Below are 18,946 nucleotides of genomic sequence, written 5' to 3'. Positions count from 1 at the left end.
CATCTGCCCTTACTCGACGAGCGCATCCGGCTTGCCCTTGCTGCGCGACCGTTCCTCGACCATCTTGCCCCAGACGATCAACCGGTACTTGCTGGTGAACTCCGGGGTGCATGTGGTGAGAGTGATGTAGCGACCCGCCGTCGTGAACCCCGACCCCGGCGGAACGGGCTCCAGCACGCTCGTGTTGCTCGGCGACGTCACCGGCAGGATCGACTCCATTTTGTAGACGAAGTACTTGTCCTGCGTCTCCACCACGATCGCGTCGCCCCGCTGGAGCCTGTTGATGTACCGGAACGGCTCGCCGTGGGTGTTGCGGTGGCCCGCCAGCCCGAAGTTGCCGGTCTTCGCGTCGGGCATCGCCGTCTTCAGCGGATCCTCGCCGTAGTGGCCGACCATGCCCCGGTCCAGCACCCCCTTGTTGCTGACGCCCTCCGCGATCGGCACCACCACGTCCAGTTTCGGAATGTGCAGGATGGCGAAGCCCTGCCCCGGCGAGAAAGCCCCGGGGTTGCGCTTGCCGTTCGCCCAGTCGTCCTGGAGGCTGCTCGCCTCCCTGTCCGCCTGCGCATGCGCCCGGACGTTCGTCCACCACAGCTGGTAGGTGACGAACAGCAGCATGAGGACGCCGGTGGTGATGAACACCTCACCGATCGCCCGGCTCGCGACGACGGCCGCACCGGGTTTGCGCGCCCGTGCCTGCTGCCGCGCCTCCACCCGGGAGAGCGGCCTGCCCTCGTCGGGAGACTCCGGCGGCTCGGCCGCGTTCTCGGAAGCGCCCCCATGACGCCCGTGACGCCCCTTGGCGGCCTTTCTCCGGGCCGCACGCCCACCCGTGGGGGATCCTGTGGCGGACGAGGCTGATGAGGCGCCAGAAGCGGATAGGGACTCGCCGCCGACCGGACGCGTCGGCGGCTCGGGTATCCGCAGCGCCACCGTCTCGTCGTCGATGGGCCGTTCGTACGGCGCCTGGTCGTCGAAGGGCGGTTCGTACGGCACCTCGTTGCCGATCGACGCTTCGTACGGCACCGAGTCGTACGACTCGTACGGCACCCCGCCGTACGAGTCCTCGCGCTCGGGGCGCAGCGCGGTCACGCCGTGGCCCTGCCCACCACCGGGGCGAGCCCCGCCGACCTCGCCACCGCGCCCTGGTCCCCGCACTCGACCAGCCAGTTGGCCAGCATCCGGTGCCCGTGCTCCGTCAGCACCGACTCGGGGTGGAACTGCACACCTTCGACGGGCAGTTCCCGGTGGCGCAGGCCCATGATGATGCCGTCGTGGGTACGTGCCGTGACCTCGAGCTCGGCCGGAACCGTGGCCGGCTCGGCGGCCAGCGAGTGGTACCGGGTCGCCGTGAAGGGTGTCGGCAGCCCGGCGAAGACGCCTGAGCCCTCGTGCTCGACCAGCGAGGTCTTGCCGTGCAGCAGCTCGGGCGCACGGTCCACGACACCGCCGTACGCCACCTGCATCGACTGCATGCCCAGGCACACGCCGAAGACGGGCACGCCGGTCGACGCGCAGTGGCGCACCATGTCGATGCAGACCCCGGCCTCCTCGGGCGTCCCCGGCCCCGGGGACAGGAGCACGCCGTCGAAGCCGTCCTGGGCGTGTGCCGTCGACACCTCGTCGTTGCGCAGCACCTCGCACTCGGCGCCCAGCTGGTACAGGTACTGGACCAGGTTGAAGACGAAGCTGTCGTAGTTGTCGACGACGAGAATCCGCGCACTCACTGGTTGTCCACCGTCACATCGTTGAAGGGCAGCAGCGGTTCGGCCCACGGGAAGACGTACTGGAAAAGGACGTAGACCACAGCAACGACCAGCACGAGTGACATGATCGCCTTCACCCAGGCGTTCCCCGGCAGATGCCGCCAGATAAAGCTGTACATGCCGTCCCTTCTGTCGCACCACGGCACCAGACTCACGCCGTACCGCACCAGACTAACGGCGCAGGGCCGGTGGTTTCCCTGCCTCCACAGGCTGTGTGGAGTCCAGATGCGCCCAGACGATCAGCCGGTGGCTGTGCCCCCACTCCGGATCGCACGTGGTCAGGGTGAGGTAGCGGCCCGGACGCGTATACCCGGACTTACGTGGCACAGGGTCGATCACCTCGACGTCCGAGGGCACGGTTTTGTGAGGGCCTTTGTCGATCCGATACGTGAACCAGGTCGTCCCGTCCGTCAGCACCACCGCGTCGCCCCGTCGCAGCTTCGGGAAGTCCTTGAAGGGATCGCCGTACGTCCGCCGGTGGCCGGCGACCGCGAAGTTGCCCCGCTGCCCGAGCTGCGCGGTTCCCGCGTAGTGCCCGAGGCCCTTCTTCAGGGTGTTGGTGGCGGTGTTCTCCAGCACGGGCTTGTTCCACGTGAAACCAAGCCGCGGAATGTACATGATCGCGAACGGCTGCCCCGCCGCGTACGCCGCCGGTTCGGGCGGACTCTCGGAGCCACCCGCCGTCGCCGTGGGCCGCACGGGCTCCTGTGACCACCGTTCCTGCAACAGGTCGATCTGGTCGTCCATCACATGGTCGGCCTTCACACCGGTCCAGAAGAGCGTATAGACGACGAACAGGACTATCAGGGCGCCGACAGTGATGCATAACTCGCTGACGGTCCTGATCACGACGCGCACCGGCAGCTCCTGGGGGCCTACTCGGGACTCACTCCACGGGCTTCGCGTACTGCAGATCCACTGTGCCCGAGTAGCCGGGCAGAGTCACCGCCCCGTCCTCTTCGACTTTCCATCCGAGCCCGTAGACGTTGACGTACACCATGTAGTTCTGGATCGCCGGACTCTCCGCCAGCGCCTTCTGCAGCGCGTCCGGGTCCCCGACCGCCGTGATCTTGTACGGCGGTGAGTAGACCCGGCCCTGCAAAATCAGCGTGTTTCCCACGCAGCGCACGGCGCTGGTCGAGATCAGCCGCTGGTCCATGACCTTGATGCCCTTGGCCCCGCCCCGCCACAGGGCGTTCACCACGGCCTGGAGGTCCTGCTGGTGGATGACCAGGTAGTCGGGCTGGGGCTCGGGATAGCCGGGGAGCTTGGCCGTCGCGTTGGGCGGGGCGTCGTTGAGCGTGACCGAGACCGCCTTGCCCGAGAGCTTCTGCGTGCCCGCGTTCTCCTCCAAGGCCGCGAGCTTGTCGTCCTCGGCCTTGGTGCTGCCGTCGTCACGCTCGGCGAGCGACTCGATGTCGCGACGCAGGACGCCGTTGGACTCGTCCAGCTCGCCGTTCTTGCGGCTGCGCTCATGGATGAGGTCGGACAGCTTCAGCAAGGACGTGTCCGTCCGGATGTTGGTGCCCTTGGCCGTGTCGAAGCTCGTGAAGAAAATGAGCCCCGCGAGAGCGAAGACGGCCGCCGTCAGCACCCGCACGGGCCGAAAACGTCGCCGGCCGGCTGGGCTGGATCCCGTCCCGGGGAAGTCGGCAGAATTGCTCAACGTACCCTTATCTCCTTCGGCGGCGCGGAAGCACTACGCTAACGGACGCCCGGGGGAGCACTAAGTGTCCCCTTGTACGCTGCCCCGGAGCCCGCCCCAGTTCCCTGCGCGGCCACAGCGCATCGACAGGAGAGACCCTCGTGCCGAAGTCACGTATCCGCAAGAAGGCCGACTACACGCCGCCCCCGGCGAAGCAGGCGACCACCATCAAGCTGAACAGCCGCTCCTGGGTCGCACCCGTGATGCTGGCCATGTTCCTCATCGGCCTGGCCTGGATCGTCGTCTTCTACGTGACCGACGGTTCGCTTCCGATCGACTCTCTGGACAACTGGAACATCGTGGTGGGCTTCGGCTTCATCGCCGCCGGATTCGGTGTCTCCACGCAGTGGAAGTAGCTCTGCCCAGGGGTATCCGCTGAGTTATCCACAGCCCTGGGCAAATTTCCACAGCTCGCTGGGGAAAAGACGACGATCTGTGGATAACCCATCGGGTGTTGACGCCGGTACGACTGACACACCGGTATCCGAAACCCTGTTCGCCCCCTGCCTGACCTGCGGAAACTCAGGTCAGCGACAGGGGGCACAGCTGTTCCCGCACGGTATGCACAGGACTGGCCACTCGCTGTGGACAACAGCCGCTCAGCTGCGAGAACGCCCGCTTCAGCTGAGCTGTGCGGTCCTCAGGAGTGTCATGACCACGATTACAGCTAGAACCAGCGCGCAGGTGCCGTACTGGACCAGGGCGCGGCGCTCGCGCGGTGCGTGGACCATGGCGTAACCGGTGATGAGGCCCGCCACGAGGCCGCCGATGTGGGCCTGCCAGGAGATGTTGAAGCCCGGGTTGAACGTGAAGATGAGGTTGATCACCAGCAGGGCGATGATCGGCCGCAGGTCGTGGTCGAGGCGTCGCATGAGGACGGCGGTGGCGCCGAAGAGGCCGAAGATGGCCCCGGAGGCTCCGAGGGTGGCCGTGGTCGGGGAGGCGAGCAGATACGCGAGTGCGCTGCCGGCCAGGCCCGAGACGAAGTAGAGGGCGAGGTAGCGGGCTCGGCCGAGGGCGGCTTCCAGGGGGCCGCCCAGCCACCACAGGCTGAGCATGTTGAAGCCGATGTGCCATACCTCGTTGTGCGTGAACATCGAGGTGACCAGGCGGTACCACTCGCCGCCGGCGACGCCTTCGGTGGGCGCGAAGGGGGCGGGCGGCCAGGCGCCGATGAGGACCAGGTCGCTCAGCAGGGCGGACCGGACGTGGACCGCGATGAACACCGCGACGTTGATGCCGACCAGGATCTTGGTGAGCAGGCGGGGGTCGGCCGCGATCGTGCCGCCGGCGATGGTGCGCGGCTGGGTGGCGGTCGGGGCGTGGCCGGTGCCGGAACCGCTGCGGACGCAGTCGGGGCATTGGAAGCCGACGGAGGCGCTGACCATGCACTCGGGGCAGATGGGCCGTTCGCAGCGGATGCAGCGAATACCGGTCTCGCGGTCCGGGTGCCGATAGCAGCCGGGCAGGCTCTGGGCACCCTGCGAGCTGCTTGCCGCCTGGTCCATGACATCCCCTAAGTCGTCGTACACACATGCACCGCCCCGCCCATCCTTACGGACGAGCGGGGCGATTGGTTCCCTTCGCGCAGGCCGGAGAGGTCTTGTCTCAGCCTTCGCGGGTCTCGATGACGACCGACTCGATGACGATGTCGTTGACCGGCCGGTCGTTGGGGCGGGTCGTCGGCACGGCGGCGATGGCGTCCACGACCTTCTGGCTGGCCGCGTCGGTGATCTCGCCGAAGATGGTGTGCTTGCGGTTGAGCCAGGCCGTCGGGGAGACGGTGACGAAGAACTGCGAGCCGTTGGTACCCGGGCCGGCGTTGGCCATGGCCAGCAGGTAGGGCTTGTTGAAGGAGAGGTCGGGGTGGAACTCGTCCTCGAACTCGTAGCCCGGGCCACCGATCCCGGTGCCGAGCGGGTCGCCACCCTGGATCATGAAGCCGCTGATGACGCGGTGGAAGATCGTGCCGTCGTAAAGCCTCTTGGTGGACTTCTCGCCGGTGGCGGGGTGGGTCCACTCCCGCTCGCCCTGGGCGAGCTCGACGAAGTTACGGACCGTCTTGGGGGCGTGGTTCGGCAGAAGCCGGACGTCGATGTCCCCGTGGTTCGTCTTCAGGGTGGCGTAAAGCTGCTCGGCCACGATCTGCCTTCCGTTGTTCTTCTGTGCCCTTCCGATCCTTGCACGGTTCGTGCCGTGCGTCGCCCGGCACCCGCCCGGGGACCGGGCGTTCGGCGGATTCGCCCACAGAAATCCGGTCGAGTGGTCACGGGGCGGGGGCGCTGCGCGGCGATCCGTGGCATTGTCGACGACAAGCTCCCGTTGCCCTGTATTCATCCGCTATTGCACGTGATCAGTTCTTGAGAAGTTCTTGATCGCAGATGCTCCGGAGTCTGTGGCTGTGACCCGGATGCCCGCCCTACACATGCCTAAGAGCTCCCCGGCAGGCATGATCCGTAAAAGGGTGGAAAGTCGAAATACCGTACGCCACCGAGGAGGAGGAACCCGTGACCCGCATCGACAGCGTGCGCGCCGCGACCGGCTCGGCGAAGGACAGCGTGCTGCACGCCGCGGAAGTGGTGGCGCCCTACGCCGACACGGCCAAGGACAGGGCCTCGCACTACGCGCAAGAGGCACGCGTACGGCTCGCGCCGAAGGTGACGCAGGCCGCCGAACAGGCTCGTGTCCAGTACGACGCCCATCTCGCGCCGCGTCTGGAGTCCGCCCGTTCGCAGGCTCTCGCACATGTCCCGCCGAAGGTCGACCAGGCCGCCCACGAGGCCGCGACCCGTACCCGTAAGGCGGCCAAGCAGGCCGCCGACTATTCCCGGCCGAGGATCGAGCAGGCGGTGGCCGTGACAGGCCCCGTCCGCGACGAGGCCGCGGCCCGAAGCACGGCCGCGTTGGCAGCGCTGCGCGGTCAGGTCTCGCCGAAGGACATCCAGAAGCTGGTCCGCAAGCATCAGCGGCGGGCGCGGGCCGGCCGGCTCGCCAAGGCACTGGCGGTGGCGGGTCTCGTCGCCGGCGGCGCCTTCGCCGCATGGAAGTGGTGGGACAAGCAGGCCAACCCAGACTGGCTGGTCGAGCCGCCCGCCGCGACGGAGGTACCGGAGTCGAGCCGCCTGACCTCGGTCGACGGCAGCGGCCAGGCCGTGCTCGACCCGGAGGTACAGGCCAAGCAGGCCGAGGAGGAGGCTGCACACCGCGACGAACGCGGCTGAGCAAGATCCTGGTGTGGGCGGAGACCGATGGTCTACCGCCCCACTCTGGTCTGCACGTGTGCCCTGGGCTGCGCGTGTTTCACGTGAAACGCCGCCTGCTCGTGCCGGAGCCCTGACCCGGTGACGAAAAAAATGCCCCCTGAACTGCGTTTCCGCAGTTCAGGGGGCATTTCCTGTGTGGAGCCTAGGGGAGTCGAACCCCTGACATCTGCCATGCAAAGACAGCGCTCTACCAACTGAGCTAAGGCCCCGGAAGATGGCCGACCACCCGGAAGAACCGCGTACCGGGAGGCGACGCAGACCAGAGTACCGGGTCATCCCCTGGATCTCGCAAAAAGATTGGGGGTCCCCGTGAACGACCACTCTCCGTAAGATGCTCCGCGTGGTTCGCTACAGCGAACCACCGTTTTTTGGGGAAGCGATGGGGAGACGCAATGGACGCCGCACAGCAGGAAGCCACCGCAAGAGCGCGGGAACTGCAGCGGAACTGGTACGGGGAGCCGCTGGGGGCGCTCTTCCGTAAGCTCATAGACGATCTTGGTCTCAACCAGGCTCGTCTCGCGGGGGTGCTGGGACTGTCCGCGCCGATGCTCTCGCAGCTGATGAGCGGTCAGCGGGCGAAGATCGGCAATCCTGCCGTGGTCCAGCGGGTGCAACTGCTCCAGGACCTGGCGGGGCAGGTCGCGGACGGCAGCGTCAGCGCGGCCGAGGCGACCGACCGCATGGAGGAGATCAAGAAGTCGCAGGGGGGTTCGGTGCTCAGCAACACCACACAGACGACCAGCAGTTCGGGAGCGCCCACGGTCAAGCGGGTGGTCCGCGAGATCCAGTCGCTGCTGCGCTCGGTGGCGGCCGCGGGAGACATCATCGAGGCGGCCGACACTCTCGCCCCCACCCACCCGGAACTGGCAGAGTTCCTCCGGGTGTACGGCGCGGGCCGCACCTCCGACGCGGTCACGCACTACCAGTCCCACCAGAGCTGAAACCGCGGCCCGGCCCGCCGAAGGGGGTTCGGCAGCCGGGCCGACGGCCGAGGAGGAACGCGAGGGGGCGCGTCCTCGCCGGGAGGGACACGCGGGGGTGTGTCCCACACCGACGAGGACGCGAGAGGGGTCGTATCGCTCATCACGGGGGAAGCAGGGAGAAGCAAGGGGGGCAGCCGAAGGGGGAGGGGCGACGCACAGCCATGGGTGAGGTCTTCGCCGGCCGGTACGAACTGGCCGATCCGATCGGGCGCGGAGGAGTGGGCGCGGTCTGGCGTGCCTGGGACCACCGCCGCCGCCGGTACGTCGCCGCCAAAGTCCTCCAACAACGCGACGCACACGCGCTGTTGCGCTTCGTCCGCGAGCAGGCGTTGCGGATCGACCACCCTCATGTGCTCGCGCCCGCCAGCTGGGCCGCCGACGACGACAAGGTCCTGTTCACCATGGATCTGGTCGCCGGCGGTTCACTGGTCCACCTCGTCAACGACTACGGTCCGCTGCCGCCCGCCTTCGTCTGCACCCTGCTCGACCAGCTCCTGGCGGGCCTTGCCGCGGTGCATGCGGAAGGCGTCGTCCACCGCGACGTCAAGCCCGCCAACGTGCTCCTGGAAGCCACCGGCACGGGCCGGCCCCGGCTGCGCCTGTCCGACTTCGGCATCGCGATGCGGCTGGGAGAACCGCGCCTGACGGAGACCAACCTCGTGGTGGGAACGCCCGGTTATCTCGCGCCCGAGCAGATGATGGGCGCGGAACCGGACTTCCCCGCGGACCTGTTCGCCGTGGGGCTGACCGCGCTCTATCTCCTGGAGGGCGCCAAACCCGACGCCAAGGCCCTCATCCAGTACTTCACCGCGCACGGCACACCGAGCGCCCCCCAGGGCATCCCCGACCCGCTGTGGCAGGTCGTGGGCTCGCTCCTCCAGCCCGATCCGCACGCCCGCTTCCGCACGGCCACGGGCGCGCGCAAGGCACTCGCCTCGGCTGTAGAACTCCTTCCCGAAACCGGCCCCGACGACGAAGTCATCGAGATCTTCGACCAACTCGGCCCTCTCCCTGCGGGTTTCGCCCCGAACGGCCCGCTCGAGCGGGCACCGGGGGTGGAGACGGGGTCGACGTCGCGGTGGCCGGCAGAGAGGGCTTCCCGGTCGGGAGGAGGCGCTTCCTCGTCGGCAGGAGGCGCGCCGCCGGCGGGAGACGCGAACTGGTCGGCGACGGGGCCTGCCGGGCGGGTGGAGAGGCTCGGATCGGTGACAGGAGCTGCCGGGCGGCTGGAGGGACCCCGAGCCGAGGAGAGCGCTGCCGGGTCGCTGGAGGATGCGGCTGAACCGGCGGAGAGGGCCGCCGGCGGTGTTCCGTCCGCGCCGAGGACGGGTACGCCTTTCCGTCCCCTTGAGGGTTCGCCCTCCCAGTCAGGGGCCGCGGGCATGCCCCTCGCTCCGGAGCCAGGGCACGCCACTTCCCCACGGGAGGACGCGAACTCGGGATCCGGATCTGCTGGCGCTGCTCCGGCCGCGGGGCAGAACAGCGCCCCCCTGGTCGCCCGCTCCGGCACGGATTCCTTCGCGCCAGGCCCAGGCGCAGGTTCCATGGCCGCCCAGGTCGGCCCGGGGCACATACCCCCCGCCCCTGGTGCGGACCCCGTTCCCCCGCACGCGGCAAGCGGCGCCATCCCGGTCGGCCAGGAGGCCGAGACCGTATCGCCTGATCTCCGTCAGGGCACCGGCTGGACATCGGCCCCGGGCAGCGTCATGCCGTCGGGGCCCGCCTCCACTCCTGCGCCGCGTGCCGTACACCCACAGTCGTCCGCTCCCACTCCCGCCCCGCGTGCCGTACACCCGCAGTCGTCCGCTCCGACGCAGCCGCCCACCATGTCGGACACCGGCAGCTTCCACCTGCCGCCCCCGCAGACCACCGCCACTACCCCGACCACCCCGGAACCCACCCCACAGAGGCCTCACGGCCAGCCACAGCCGCAGGCACACCCCCAACCACAGCCCCACGCTCAGCCACACCCGACTCCCCCGGCCCCAGTGGCATCCCTCCATGTCTCCGCCCACGACCCCACCCACGTCCTCTCCACCCCCGGACCTCACGCCACCGCCCCCCACCACACCCCGTACACGCCCGCCACAGCCCTGCACCAGCGCGCTGAACCCTCTACTGCTTCGTACACCGCTCAAGCCCCGCAGGTTCCACCTCCCGCGCAGGCAACTTCGCAGCCGCGCCACCGAGCAGCCCGCTCCGCACGCCGATCCCGGCCGCCCGCCAAGGTGGCGATACCGCTGCTGCTGCTCGCACTGACGTGCTACGCCGTGGGCTTCTGGGCACTGGCCCGCATCTGAGCTCCCTGGGCCCTGCATCGAGCCCTCACAGCCCTCACAGGCAATCGCTGCTCGGCACCGAGCCGGGCCCTCACACCGGCCGGGCCGGCCGCCGACTCACGGGGCAGTGCCCTGCCCGTGCACCCTCACACCGGCCGGGCCTCGTGTATCACCGGGCGCGCCATGCCCCGCCGGTCCCCACTCCGGCCGCGGCCCTCACCAGGCCCCGGCCCGCCCCCGCCTTCGACCGAGCCCCATCCACACCCCAAGCACCATCAGCACCACGGTCCCGCCGCCGATACCCGCCACCGCAACCACCTTCATCACGGTGTCCCCACCAGCCGCAGCCGTTTCCCCGCCCACCGACGCCACCGTCTCCCGCCCTCGTGCCGTGGCCTGGAAGACGTCCCGCGGCTGGGACGGCGCCCCGTACGCGGGACCCGCCTCCGCGGTGTGCGCGACCCGCACGCGCAGGGTCAGGTCGAAGGGGCCGTCGCCGAAGTCGTCGGCCATTTGTGCCGCGAGATGCACGACGAGGTAGTACGAACCGGCGAACCGCATGCCGCTGACATGGTCGGAGACGGCAAAGCGGTTGGCGTACGCGACCGGAGGCAACGGCCTGAGCGCCGCCGACTTCTGACTGCCGTCGTAGCCGACGCCGTCGTCGGTGACGTGGCCACGCACGGGGTTGTAGAGGGTCAGCGTCAGCGCACTGGGCACGAATCCGGCGTCGCTGCTCACGCTGCCCAGTTCGGCGGTGGCGTAGAGCTGCCGGCCCCAGTCCACGGGCACCTCGTAGAAGAGCGTCTGCCCGGGTCGGACGTCGTCGTGCCAGACGCCCTGTGTCAGCGATGTCGCCGCGTCGAAGCCCGCACCGCCCTCTCGGCGCTCGGGTTCACCGCCGGGGGGCGCTGGGGAGGCGGAGTCCCAGACCTCGGGGGCGCTCGTCGCACCAGCCTGCTCGAGTCGCGGTTCCAGCACGGGTGCGAGCTCCAGACCCCACTGCTCCAGGGAGAACGGGGAGGAACCCGTCGACCTCTGCACGCGCTCGACGAGCACGTAGTACGTGCCGGCCTCCTTGCACACCGACCCGCCGCGCGAGGCCTCGCGCTCGCCCAGCGCCGTGACGGGGTGGGCGCTGCGGCCGGCACCGATGCTGACGGTGTCGACGGAGCAGGTGTGGCTGTCGGCGTCCTGGACCATCACCTTGACGCCGTCGCCGGCCGAGACCTCCGTACCCGGGGGAGGGACGGCCGTGACCGAGACGTACACGTTCGACGTGGCGTCGAGTTCGAGGCGGTAGTACCGCTCGCCGGTGGCGGGGAGGGAGCTGCGGTACGTCGTGCCGGGTTCCAGGCGCTCGGCGTCCGCCGTGCTCGTCTCACCCGACACCGACCGGGCGTCTTCGTCGAAGGCGTACGAGCCGGGTGCCCCGGCCGCCCACGCGGGCGGACCGCTCAGCGCCGCCGCGACTCCCAGTGCCACGCCCACGGCGGCCGACCGCACGACGGCTCCACGACCGCGCCGTGTCGCCGCCCGCCACCACGCCGTACGCCGCCCCATCACGCGCCACCCCTCGTCGTACACCGGACCGGGACCGTGGCCCATCCTGCCCCGCCGCGCGGCGCGCCATCCACGCAATCCGTACGAGCGTCCGAAACACCCCACTCGCAACACAAAACCCCGACCGCGAGGCGGCCGGGGTCTGCTCAGAATCGCTTGTCGGTACTCAGGAACCCGTGGGCACGGAGTCAGTCGCCTCCGTCCACAGATCCTGCTCGGCGCGATCCGCCTGGATCTGGCGGTACACGAGGAGCCCGCCGATGGCGGCCAGTGCGACCAGGAGAAGCTTCTTCACCGCGCGACCTCGTCTTTCCTTGACGTAGGGGACTTCTGGCGCCCGACTATACACACCGACCGAGACCGATCGGTGACCTACGTCGGGCTCTCAACTCCCGTCCGGAACACCGCAATAGATGCGGACCCGGACGCTCCGATCAGAGGGTGATCACACCCTCACGAACGGTGATTTTGACCCCACTCATCCCGTATTCCATCATTTTCGACCCTCTTGCGCCCATCCGAGTGGTGTTCGTCTGAACATCGCCGCGCCACGGGCGTCGGTCCACCACTTCGCGGCCCCCATACACATGATGAGGAAAGTACGCAAATCGCCCAACCCGAAAGTGAGGGGCCATGGCCCGGAACAACAAGGTCATGAAGCTGTGGACCGCCATCGTCACCGCCTTCCTGGCGCTGTGCACGACGCTCGGCCTGATCACGACGACCGCCTCCGCGGCCGTACCGCAGTCCGAGAAGACCCGCAACAGCACCGCACCCACGACGACGACACCGGCGACGCCCCTCTGGTCCTGGTCCTGCATCAGGGCCCTTCCCCCCACGATGAAACAGCGCATCCGCGCCGAAGCCCACGGCAAGACCCCCGGCTGCCGCCACCGCCCGTCGGCGGACACGGAGGCGGAAGCGGACGCGAGCGCGGAGTCGAGTACCGGGACGAGTCCGGACGCGGCCCTGGCAGCCCCTCTCCGACGCTGACCGCACACACGACCCAGCACACTGACGTAACGGCGAACTTGCGTACGCCCGAAGCACACACCGAGCCCCGACCGCACCGCGGTCGGGGCTCGACTGCTTGCGCACCGTCCGAGTCCCCCGATACAACCATCTGGTGACAAGCGACTCCGGGCCGAAGGCACGGTGGACCAAGGACAAGGCCGGAGCCACCCTGGCCGCCACCACAGGTTTCTTCTTCACTTCCGAGCCGGCTCGCGAAGCGACGAACGAGCTGAACCTGTCGCCGTACGCCCACGTGACCGCCACTCTCGCCAGCTTGGCCGTCGCGTCCCTCGCGTACCGGGTCGGACTGCGCGCGATGAGGAAGCTGCCCTGACTCTGACCAGCGCGGATCCGGTCAATGCTCCGGTCAATGCCAAAGGCCCCCAACCGTGACCGGTTGGGGGCCTTAGTACTGGTGGGGCTAACAGGATTTGAACCTGTGGCCTCATCCTTATCAGGGATGCGCTCTAACCAACTGAGCTATAGCCCCGCCGCGCTCTGCGGTGTGTGTCCCGCGCGCTGACCCCTGAAGATTAGCGCACGACGCGGGCAGTCCCAAAATCGGTATCCGGTGACCGTCAGCAGGCGCCGGACGGCCCGCTCACTCGTCCTCCGCCAGCGTCAGCTCGACGCCACCGACGAAGCCGGCGGACAGGTTGTAGATGAACGCGCCGAGGGTCGCGAGGGCGGTCGCCAGGACGACGTCGATGACCGCGATGATCGTCGTGAACGTCAGGACGTTCGGGAGGGACAGGAACGACTGGAGGTCGAAGCCGTTCGACTCGTTCGAGCCGGTGGCCTCCGAGATCGTGCCGCCGACCGTCGAGAAGACGCCCATCGCGTCCATGACCATCCACAGCACGGCGGCCGCGACGATCGTGCAGACGCCCAGCGCGATGGAGAGCAGGAAGCTGACCTTCATCACGGACCACGGGTCGGCCTTGGACACCCGCAGGCGTGCCTTGCGGATGCGGGGCGTGGTGCGCGCGCCGGTGCGGGGGCGGCGTACGGCACTTGCCGGACCGGCCTGCGAGGCGTAGGCCTGCGGCGGGTGGTACGGCCCGGCGGGCTGCTGCGGCTGCCGCTCCCCGGGCAGCGGGGAGGTCGCCTCGGGCGGCGCCGGCTGGGCCGAAGGATGCGGCTGAGGCTGGGCGCCCGGAGCGGCCGTGGCCTGGCCCGCGCCGGTGGCGGGCCGCTGGGCCTGCGGACCTCGGGTGTCCGTCACAGTTCCCCCCTGGGATCCATGCGTGTCGGGCGAGGGCGAATCGGTCCCGGGGGACTTGATCGCCTGCAGGTTGGTCGTGTGCGGGTCTGTCGTGCCCGCGCCCGTCGTGTGCGACTCTGTCGCATTCGTGGCGGAGCCACGACCGCCGCTGTCCGTTTTCTTACCGGCAGAGGTACTACCGACCGAACCGGCGCCCGTGGCTCCGCTCACGATGACTCACTCCTCGTGCTACTCGGCCGAGGGCGCCTCACCCTCGTCCGTGCCGATGACCGCGGCAACCTCGGCGGTCTCGTCCACGGCCACGTCGCCGTCGACTTCCTCCGCCTCGCGCCCCGCCTCGGCGTTACGTGCGATACCGACCACGGCATCGCGCTTGCCCAGGTTGATCAGTTGGACGCCCATGGTGTCACGGCCCGTCTCCCTGACTCCGCTGACTCGCGTACGAATCACGCCGCCCGACAGTGTGATGGCGAGGATCTCGTCGGTCTCCTCGACCACCAGCGCACCGACGAGCGATCCACGATCCTCGACGATCTTGGCGGCCTTGATGCCGAGGCCGCCGCGACCCTGGACGCGGTACTCGTCGACGGCGGTCCGCTTCGCGTACCCACCGTCTGTAGCAGTGAACACGAACGTACCGGGTCGAACAACATTCATCGAGAGCAGCTCGTCGCCCTCGCGGAAGCTCATGCCCTTGACACCCGAGGTGGCACGCCCCATCGGACGCAGTGCGTCGTCCGTCGCGGTGAACCTGATCGACTGGGCCTTCTTGCTGATCAGAAGCAGATCGTCCTCTGCCGAAACGAGTTCGGCTCCGATCAGTTCGTCGTCCGAACCGGCCTCTGTCTCACGGAGGTTGATCGCGATGACGCCACCGGAACGCGGCGAATCGTAATCCTTCAGAGGCGTCTTCTTCACCAGGCCGCCCTTCGTGGCCAGCACCAGGTACGGCGCCACCTCGTAGGTGCGGATCGCGAGAATCTCGGCGATCGCCTCGTCCGGCTGGAAGGCCAGCAGGTTGGCCACGTGCTGTCCACGCGCGTCACGCCCGGCGTCGGGAAGCTCGTACGCCTTCGCCCGGTAGACCCGGCCCTTGTTGGTGAAGAACAGCAGCCAGTGGTGGGTGGTCGACACGAAGAAGTGGTCGACGATGTCGTCTTCCTTGAGCTTCGCGCCGCGCACGCCCTTGCCGCCGCGCTTCTGGGCGCGGTAGTCGACGGTCTTGGTGCGCTTGACGTAGCCGCCGCGCGTGACCGTGACGACGATGTCCTCCTCGGCGATCAGGTCCTCCATGGACATGTCGCCGTCGTAGGGCACCAGCATGGTCTTGCGGTCGTCGCCGAACTTCTCGACGATCGCGGCGAGTTCCGCGCTGACGATGCCGCGCTGGCGGACCGGGGAGGCGAGGATCGCGTTGTACTCGGTGATCTTCGCGAGGAGCTCGTCGTGCTCCTGGATGATCTTCTGGCGCTCCAGGGCGGCCAGTCGGCGCAGCTGCATCTCCAGGATGGCGTTCGCCTGGATCTCGTCGATCTCCAGGAGCTCCATCAGGCCCGTGCGCGCGATCTCGACGGTGTCACTGCGCCGGATCAGCGCGATGACCTCGTCGATGGCGTCCAGGGCCTTCAGCAGACCGCGCAGGATGTGCGCCCGCTCCTCGGCCTTGCGCAGCCGGAACTTCGTACGCCGGACGATGACCTCGATCTGGTGCGTCACCCAGTGACGGATGAACGCGTCCAGCGAGAGCGTGCGCGGCACACCGTCGACCAGCGCCAGCATGTTGGCGCTGAAGTTCGACTGCAGTTCGGTGTGCTTGTAGAGGTTGTTCAGTACGACCTTGGCGACCGCGTCCCTCTTCAGGACGATGACCAGACGCTGGCCCGTACGGGACGACGTCTCGTCGCGGACGTCCGCGATGCCGCCGACCTTGCCGTCCTTCACCAGGTCGGCGATCTTCTGCGCGAGGTTGTCGGGGTTGACCTGGAAGGGCAGCTCCGTGATCACCAGGCACTGGCGGTTCTGGATCTCCTCGACCTCGACGACCGCGCGCATGGTGATCGAGCCGCGGCCCGTGCGGTAGGCCTCCTCGATGCCCTTACGGCCCACCACCAGGGCGCCGGTCGGGAAGTCGGGACCCTTGATGCGCTCGATCAGGGCGTCGAGCAGCTCCTCGTGCGTGGCCTCCGGGTTCTCCAGGCACCACTGGGCGCCGGCCGCCACCTCCCGCAGGTTGTGCGGCGGAATGTTGGTCGCCATGCCCACCGCGATACCGGCCGAGCCGTTGATCAGCAGGTTCGGGAAGCGGGCCGGCAGGACGGTCGGCTCCTGGGAGCGGCCGTCGTAGTTGTCCGTGAAGTCGACGGTCTCCTCGTCGATGTCACGGACCATCTCCATCGACAGCGGCGCCAGCTTGCACTCGGTGTACCGCATGGCGGCCGCGGGGTCGTTGCCCGGTGAGCCGAAGTTGCCGTTGGAGTCCACCAGCGGCATCCGCATCGACCACGGCTGCGCCAGGCGGACCAGCGCGTCATAGATCGAGGAGTCACCGTGCGGGTGGTAGTTGCCCATGACGTCGCCGACGACACGGGCGCACTTGTAGAAGCCCTTCTCGGGCCGGTAGCCGCCGTCGTACATGGCGTACAGGACGCGGCGGTGGACGGGCTTGAGACCGTCCCGGACGTCGGGAAGCGCACGCGAGACGATGACGGACATCGCGTAGTCGAGGTACGAGCGCTGCATCTCCGTCTCGAGCCCGACGGGCTCGACACGCTGGGCGATCTCGCCGCCCGCTTCGGGGATGAGGGGGGTGTTCTCGTCGGCCATTGCTGGTGAAGATCCTTCCTGGTGCGGTCAGCTGAGACCGACTCAGATGTCGAGGAAGCGGACGTCCTTGGCGTTGCGCTGGATGAACTGGCGGCGCGCCTCCACGTCCTCGCCCATGAGGACCGAGAACAGGTCGTCGGCCTGGGCGGCGTCGTCGAGGGTGACCTGGCCGAGGACGCGGTGCTCCTGGTCCATCGTCGTGATGCGCAGCTCCTCGGCGTTCATCTCACCGAGACCCTTGAAGCGCTGCACCGAGTCGTCCCTGATGCGCTTGCCGTTCTGGCGGCCGAGTTCGATCAGGGCGTCGCGCTCACGGTCGGAGTACGCGTACTCGAAGTCGTCCTTGCCCCACTTGATCTTGTAGAGCGGGGGACGCGACAGGAACACGTGCCCGGCCTCGACCAGCGGCCGCATGAAGCGGAACAGGAAGGTCAGCAGCAGGGTGTTGATGTGCTGGCCGTCGACGTCGGCGTCCGCCATCAGGATGATCTTGTGATAGCGCAGCTTCTCGATGTCGAAGTCCTCGTGGACTCCGGTACCGAACGCCGAGATCAGCGCCTGGATCTCCTGGTTCTGCAGGATCTTGTCGATCCTGGCCTTCTCCACGTTCAGGATCTTGCCGCGGATCGGGAGGATCGCCTGGTACTCCGGGTTGCGGCCGGACTTGGCCGAGCCACCGGCGGAGTCACCCTCGACGATGAAGATCTCGCACTTGATGGGGTCGTTCGACTGGCAGTCGGAGAGCTTGCCCGGCAGGGAGGCCGTCTCGAGGAGGCCCTTGCGCCGAGTGAGATCCCGGGCCTTGCGGGCCGCCACGCGCGCGGTGGCCGCCTGAATGCCCTTGCGGACGATGTCCGCCGCCTCGTTCGGGTTGCGGTCCAGCCAGTCGTTCAGGTGCTCGTAGACCGCCTTCTGGACGAAGGTCTTGGCCTCCGTGTTGCCCAGCTTGGTCTTGGTCTGGCCCTCGAACTGCGGCTCGCTGAGCTTCACCGAGATGATCGCCGTCAGACCCTCGCGGATGTCGTCACCCGTGAGGTTGTCGTCCTTCTCGCGCAGCAGCTTCTTGTCGCGCGCGTACTTGTTGATCAGGTTGGTGAGCGCCGAGCGGAAGCCCTCTTCGTGCGTACCGCCCTCGTGCGTGTGGATGATGTTCGCGAAGGAGTAGACGCCCTCCGTGTAACCGCTGTTCCACTGCATCGCGACTTCGAGGGAGAGGCTCTTGTCCTTGTCCTCGGCCTCGAGGTCGATCACCGTCGGGTGCACCGCCTCTCCCTTGCGGGAGTTGAGGTACTTCACGAAGTCGACGATGCCGCCCTCGTAGTGGTACGTGACGGTCTTGACGTCGGCGGTCTCGTCCGCGCCCGCCTCGTCCGCCCCGGAGGTCGCCTTCGCCGACTCGCGCTCGTCGGTGAGCTTGATCGTCAAGCCCTTGTTGAGGAACGCCATCTCCTGGAAACGCCGCGAGAGCGTCTCGAAGGAGTACTCCGTGGTCTCGAAGATGTCGCTGTCGGCCCAGAAGGTGACCGATGTGCCGGTCTCCGCGGTGGCCTCGTGCTTGACCAACGGCGCCGTGGGGACGCCCATCTTGTAGTCCTGCGTGTGGCGGAACCCGTCGGTCTTGACCTCGACGGCGACCTTCGAGGACAGCGCGTTCACGACGGAGACACCCACGCCGTGCAGACCACCGGAGACCGCGTAGCCGCCGCCGCCGAACTTGCCGCCCGCGTGCAGCACGGTCAGCACGACCTCGAGGGCCGGCTTGCCCTCGGAGGCGACGATGCCCACCGGGATGCCGCGGCCGTTGTCGACGACACGGACGCCGCCGTCGGCGAGGATCGTCACGTCGATGGTGTCCGCGTGGCCGGCCAGCGCCTCGTCGACCGAGTTGTCGACGACCTCGTACACGAGGTGGTGAAGTCCGCGCTCGCCGGTCGAGCCGATGTACATACCGGGTCGCTTGCGGACCGCGTCCAGGCCCTCGAGGACGGTGATGGCGCTGGCGTCGTACGCCGTGGCCACTGCTGAGGCCTCGGCGCCTGTGGCCGGGGCCTCGGTGGACAGGATGTTCTCGTTGGGGTTGCCGGAATCGGCCACGAAGCGCCCTTTCTGGCACAGCACGAGCCGGGCTCGTCGGCGGGTTGCCGGAGCGGCTGCGGCATGTTGCGTTGGTAAGCCTTGTTCAGCGTTGCTCAGCTTTTCCCGGACGGTCCCCACGTTCGGGGCGGGATTAGCTTCCAGTCTACCGGTAGCGCCGACGGTGATGGGGGTTTGCCGGTACCTGAGTCCGCATGTGCCGCCCTCAACCGGTCTCCGCCGGGTCCCCAT

General features: G+C 68.4%; 18 protein-coding genes and 2 tRNA genes. 6 read left to right on the top strand and 14 right to left on the bottom strand.

Annotation, left to right across the window (positions count from 1 at the left end; all coding sequences use genetic code 11):
* Window positions 1-9: 9 nt before the first annotated feature.
* Genes ACFWWR_RS11100 through ACFWWR_RS11080 form a run of 5 tightly spaced genes read right to left on the bottom strand, consistent with a single transcriptional unit; the run spans window position 10 to window position 3,432 of the window.
* Window positions 10-1,092 carry a class E sortase gene (locus ACFWWR_RS11100; RefSeq protein ID WP_384302887.1) on the bottom strand — a complete coding sequence of 361 codons (1,083 nt, stop codon included), beginning with the start codon at window positions 1,090-1,092 and terminating at the stop codon, window positions 10-12.
* On the bottom strand, window positions 1,089-1,727 hold the full coding sequence (locus ACFWWR_RS11095; RefSeq protein ID WP_383862221.1) for an aminodeoxychorismate/anthranilate synthase component II: 639 nt from the start codon (window positions 1,725-1,727) through the stop codon (window positions 1,089-1,091). Before ACFWWR_RS11095 ends, ACFWWR_RS11100 begins: the two co-directional genes overlap by 4 nt.
* Window positions 1,724-1,885: a hypothetical protein gene (locus tag ACFWWR_RS11090; RefSeq protein ID WP_383862224.1), complete on the bottom strand. Its 162-nt coding sequence runs from the start codon at window positions 1,883-1,885 to the stop codon at window positions 1,724-1,726. The genes ACFWWR_RS11095 and ACFWWR_RS11090 overlap by 4 nt, the downstream gene beginning before the upstream one ends.
* Before the next feature lie 52 nt (window positions 1,886-1,937).
* The gene (locus tag ACFWWR_RS11085; protein ID WP_383862227.1) at window positions 1,938-2,624 is read right to left on the bottom strand and encodes a class E sortase; all 687 of its coding nucleotides are present in this window, start codon (window positions 2,622-2,624) and stop codon (window positions 1,938-1,940) included.
* A gap of 28 nt (window positions 2,625-2,652) precedes the next feature.
* On the bottom strand, window positions 2,653-3,432 hold the full coding sequence (locus tag ACFWWR_RS11080; protein WP_383862230.1) for a DUF881 domain-containing protein: 780 nt from the start codon (window positions 3,430-3,432) through the stop codon (window positions 2,653-2,655).
* A 140-nt stretch (window positions 3,433-3,572) separates the two neighbouring features.
* Between ACFWWR_RS11080 and crgA the strand changes: the two genes are divergently transcribed.
* Window positions 3,573-3,827, top strand: coding sequence for a cell division protein CrgA (crgA, locus tag ACFWWR_RS11075; RefSeq protein ID WP_217243031.1), 255 nt, complete (start codon window positions 3,573-3,575; stop codon window positions 3,825-3,827).
* Window positions 3,828-4,091: 264 nt separating this feature from the next.
* Here crgA and ACFWWR_RS11070 read toward each other — a convergent pair whose 3' ends face one another.
* Together ACFWWR_RS11070 and ACFWWR_RS11065 are read right to left on the bottom strand one after the other, a co-directional pair.
* Window positions 4,092-4,979 (bottom strand): rhomboid family intramembrane serine protease, encoded by an 888-nt coding sequence (locus ACFWWR_RS11070; RefSeq protein WP_383862233.1) that lies wholly within the window; start codon window positions 4,977-4,979, stop codon window positions 4,092-4,094.
* A 100-nt stretch (window positions 4,980-5,079) separates the two neighbouring features.
* Window positions 5,080-5,613, bottom strand: a complete 534-nt coding sequence (locus ACFWWR_RS11065) for a peptidylprolyl isomerase (RefSeq protein WP_383862236.1) — start codon at window positions 5,611-5,613, stop codon at window positions 5,080-5,082.
* Window positions 5,614-5,978: 365 nt separating this feature from the next.
* On the opposite strand from ACFWWR_RS11065, the gene ACFWWR_RS11060 reads away from it, so the two are divergent.
* The gene (locus tag ACFWWR_RS11060) at window positions 5,979-6,692 is read left to right on the top strand and encodes a DUF5324 family protein (RefSeq protein ID WP_383862239.1); all 714 of its coding nucleotides are present in this window, start codon (window positions 5,979-5,981) and stop codon (window positions 6,690-6,692) included.
* A gap of 178 nt (window positions 6,693-6,870) precedes the next feature.
* Here the strand turns inward: ACFWWR_RS11060 and ACFWWR_RS11055 are convergent.
* Window positions 6,871-6,943, bottom strand: a tRNA-Ala gene (locus ACFWWR_RS11055).
* 183 nt (window positions 6,944-7,126) lie between these two features.
* On the opposite strand from ACFWWR_RS11055, the gene ACFWWR_RS11050 reads away from it, so the two are divergent.
* Both ACFWWR_RS11050 and ACFWWR_RS11045 read left to right on the top strand, forming a co-directional pair.
* Window positions 7,127-7,675, top strand: coding sequence for a DNA-binding protein (locus ACFWWR_RS11050; RefSeq protein WP_307676052.1), 549 nt, complete (start codon window positions 7,127-7,129; stop codon window positions 7,673-7,675).
* Between the two features lie 203 nt (window positions 7,676-7,878).
* A complete protein-coding gene (locus tag ACFWWR_RS11045; RefSeq protein WP_384302885.1) occupies window positions 7,879-10,017 on the top strand; it encodes a protein kinase in 2,139 nt (712 codons plus the stop codon).
* Window positions 10,018-10,212: 195 nt separating this feature from the next.
* Here ACFWWR_RS11045 and ACFWWR_RS11040 read toward each other — a convergent pair whose 3' ends face one another.
* Together ACFWWR_RS11040 and ACFWWR_RS11035 are read right to left on the bottom strand one after the other, a co-directional pair.
* Window positions 10,213-11,502: a hypothetical protein gene (locus ACFWWR_RS11040; RefSeq protein ID WP_384302883.1), complete on the bottom strand. Its 1,290-nt coding sequence runs from the start codon at window positions 11,500-11,502 to the stop codon at window positions 10,213-10,215.
* A gap of 223 nt (window positions 11,503-11,725) precedes the next feature.
* On the bottom strand, window positions 11,726-11,854 hold the full coding sequence (locus ACFWWR_RS11035) for a DLW-39 family protein (protein WP_003999697.1): 129 nt from the start codon (window positions 11,852-11,854) through the stop codon (window positions 11,726-11,728).
* Window positions 11,855-12,192: 338 nt separating this feature from the next.
* Here ACFWWR_RS11035 and ACFWWR_RS11030 point away from each other — a divergent pair, with 338 nt between their 5' ends.
* Complete coding sequence (locus ACFWWR_RS11030) at window positions 12,193-12,552, top strand: DUF6344 domain-containing protein (protein ID WP_383862249.1); 360 nt, start codon at window positions 12,193-12,195, stop codon at window positions 12,550-12,552.
* A 133-nt stretch (window positions 12,553-12,685) separates the two neighbouring features.
* Window positions 12,686-12,907, top strand: a complete 222-nt coding sequence (locus tag ACFWWR_RS11025; RefSeq protein ID WP_383862252.1) for a hypothetical protein — start codon at window positions 12,686-12,688, stop codon at window positions 12,905-12,907.
* 79 nt (window positions 12,908-12,986) lie between these two features.
* Here the strand turns inward: ACFWWR_RS11025 and ACFWWR_RS11020 are convergent.
* From ACFWWR_RS11020 to gyrB, 4 genes are all read right to left on the bottom strand, one after another.
* Window positions 12,987-13,063: transfer RNA gene (locus tag ACFWWR_RS11020), tRNA-Ile, on the bottom strand.
* A gap of 111 nt (window positions 13,064-13,174) precedes the next feature.
* Window positions 13,175-14,008, bottom strand: coding sequence for a DUF3566 domain-containing protein (locus ACFWWR_RS11015; protein ID WP_384302881.1), 834 nt, complete (start codon window positions 14,006-14,008; stop codon window positions 13,175-13,177).
* Between the two features lie 18 nt (window positions 14,009-14,026).
* A complete protein-coding gene (gene gyrA / locus ACFWWR_RS11010) occupies window positions 14,027-16,621 on the bottom strand; it encodes a DNA gyrase subunit A (protein ID WP_383862258.1) in 2,595 nt (864 codons plus the stop codon).
* A gap of 42 nt (window positions 16,622-16,663) precedes the next feature.
* The gene (gene gyrB, locus ACFWWR_RS11005) at window positions 16,664-18,739 is read right to left on the bottom strand and encodes a DNA topoisomerase (ATP-hydrolyzing) subunit B (protein ID WP_383862260.1); all 2,076 of its coding nucleotides are present in this window, start codon (window positions 18,737-18,739) and stop codon (window positions 16,664-16,666) included.
* Between the last annotated feature and the right edge of the window lie 207 nt (window positions 18,740-18,946).

It is taken from the genome of Streptomyces sp. NPDC058678, from assembly GCF_042714835.1.
GTDB lineage: Bacteria > Actinomycetota > Actinomycetes > Streptomycetales > Streptomycetaceae > Streptomyces.
This window is presented reverse-complemented; position numbering and strand designations above follow the sequence as displayed.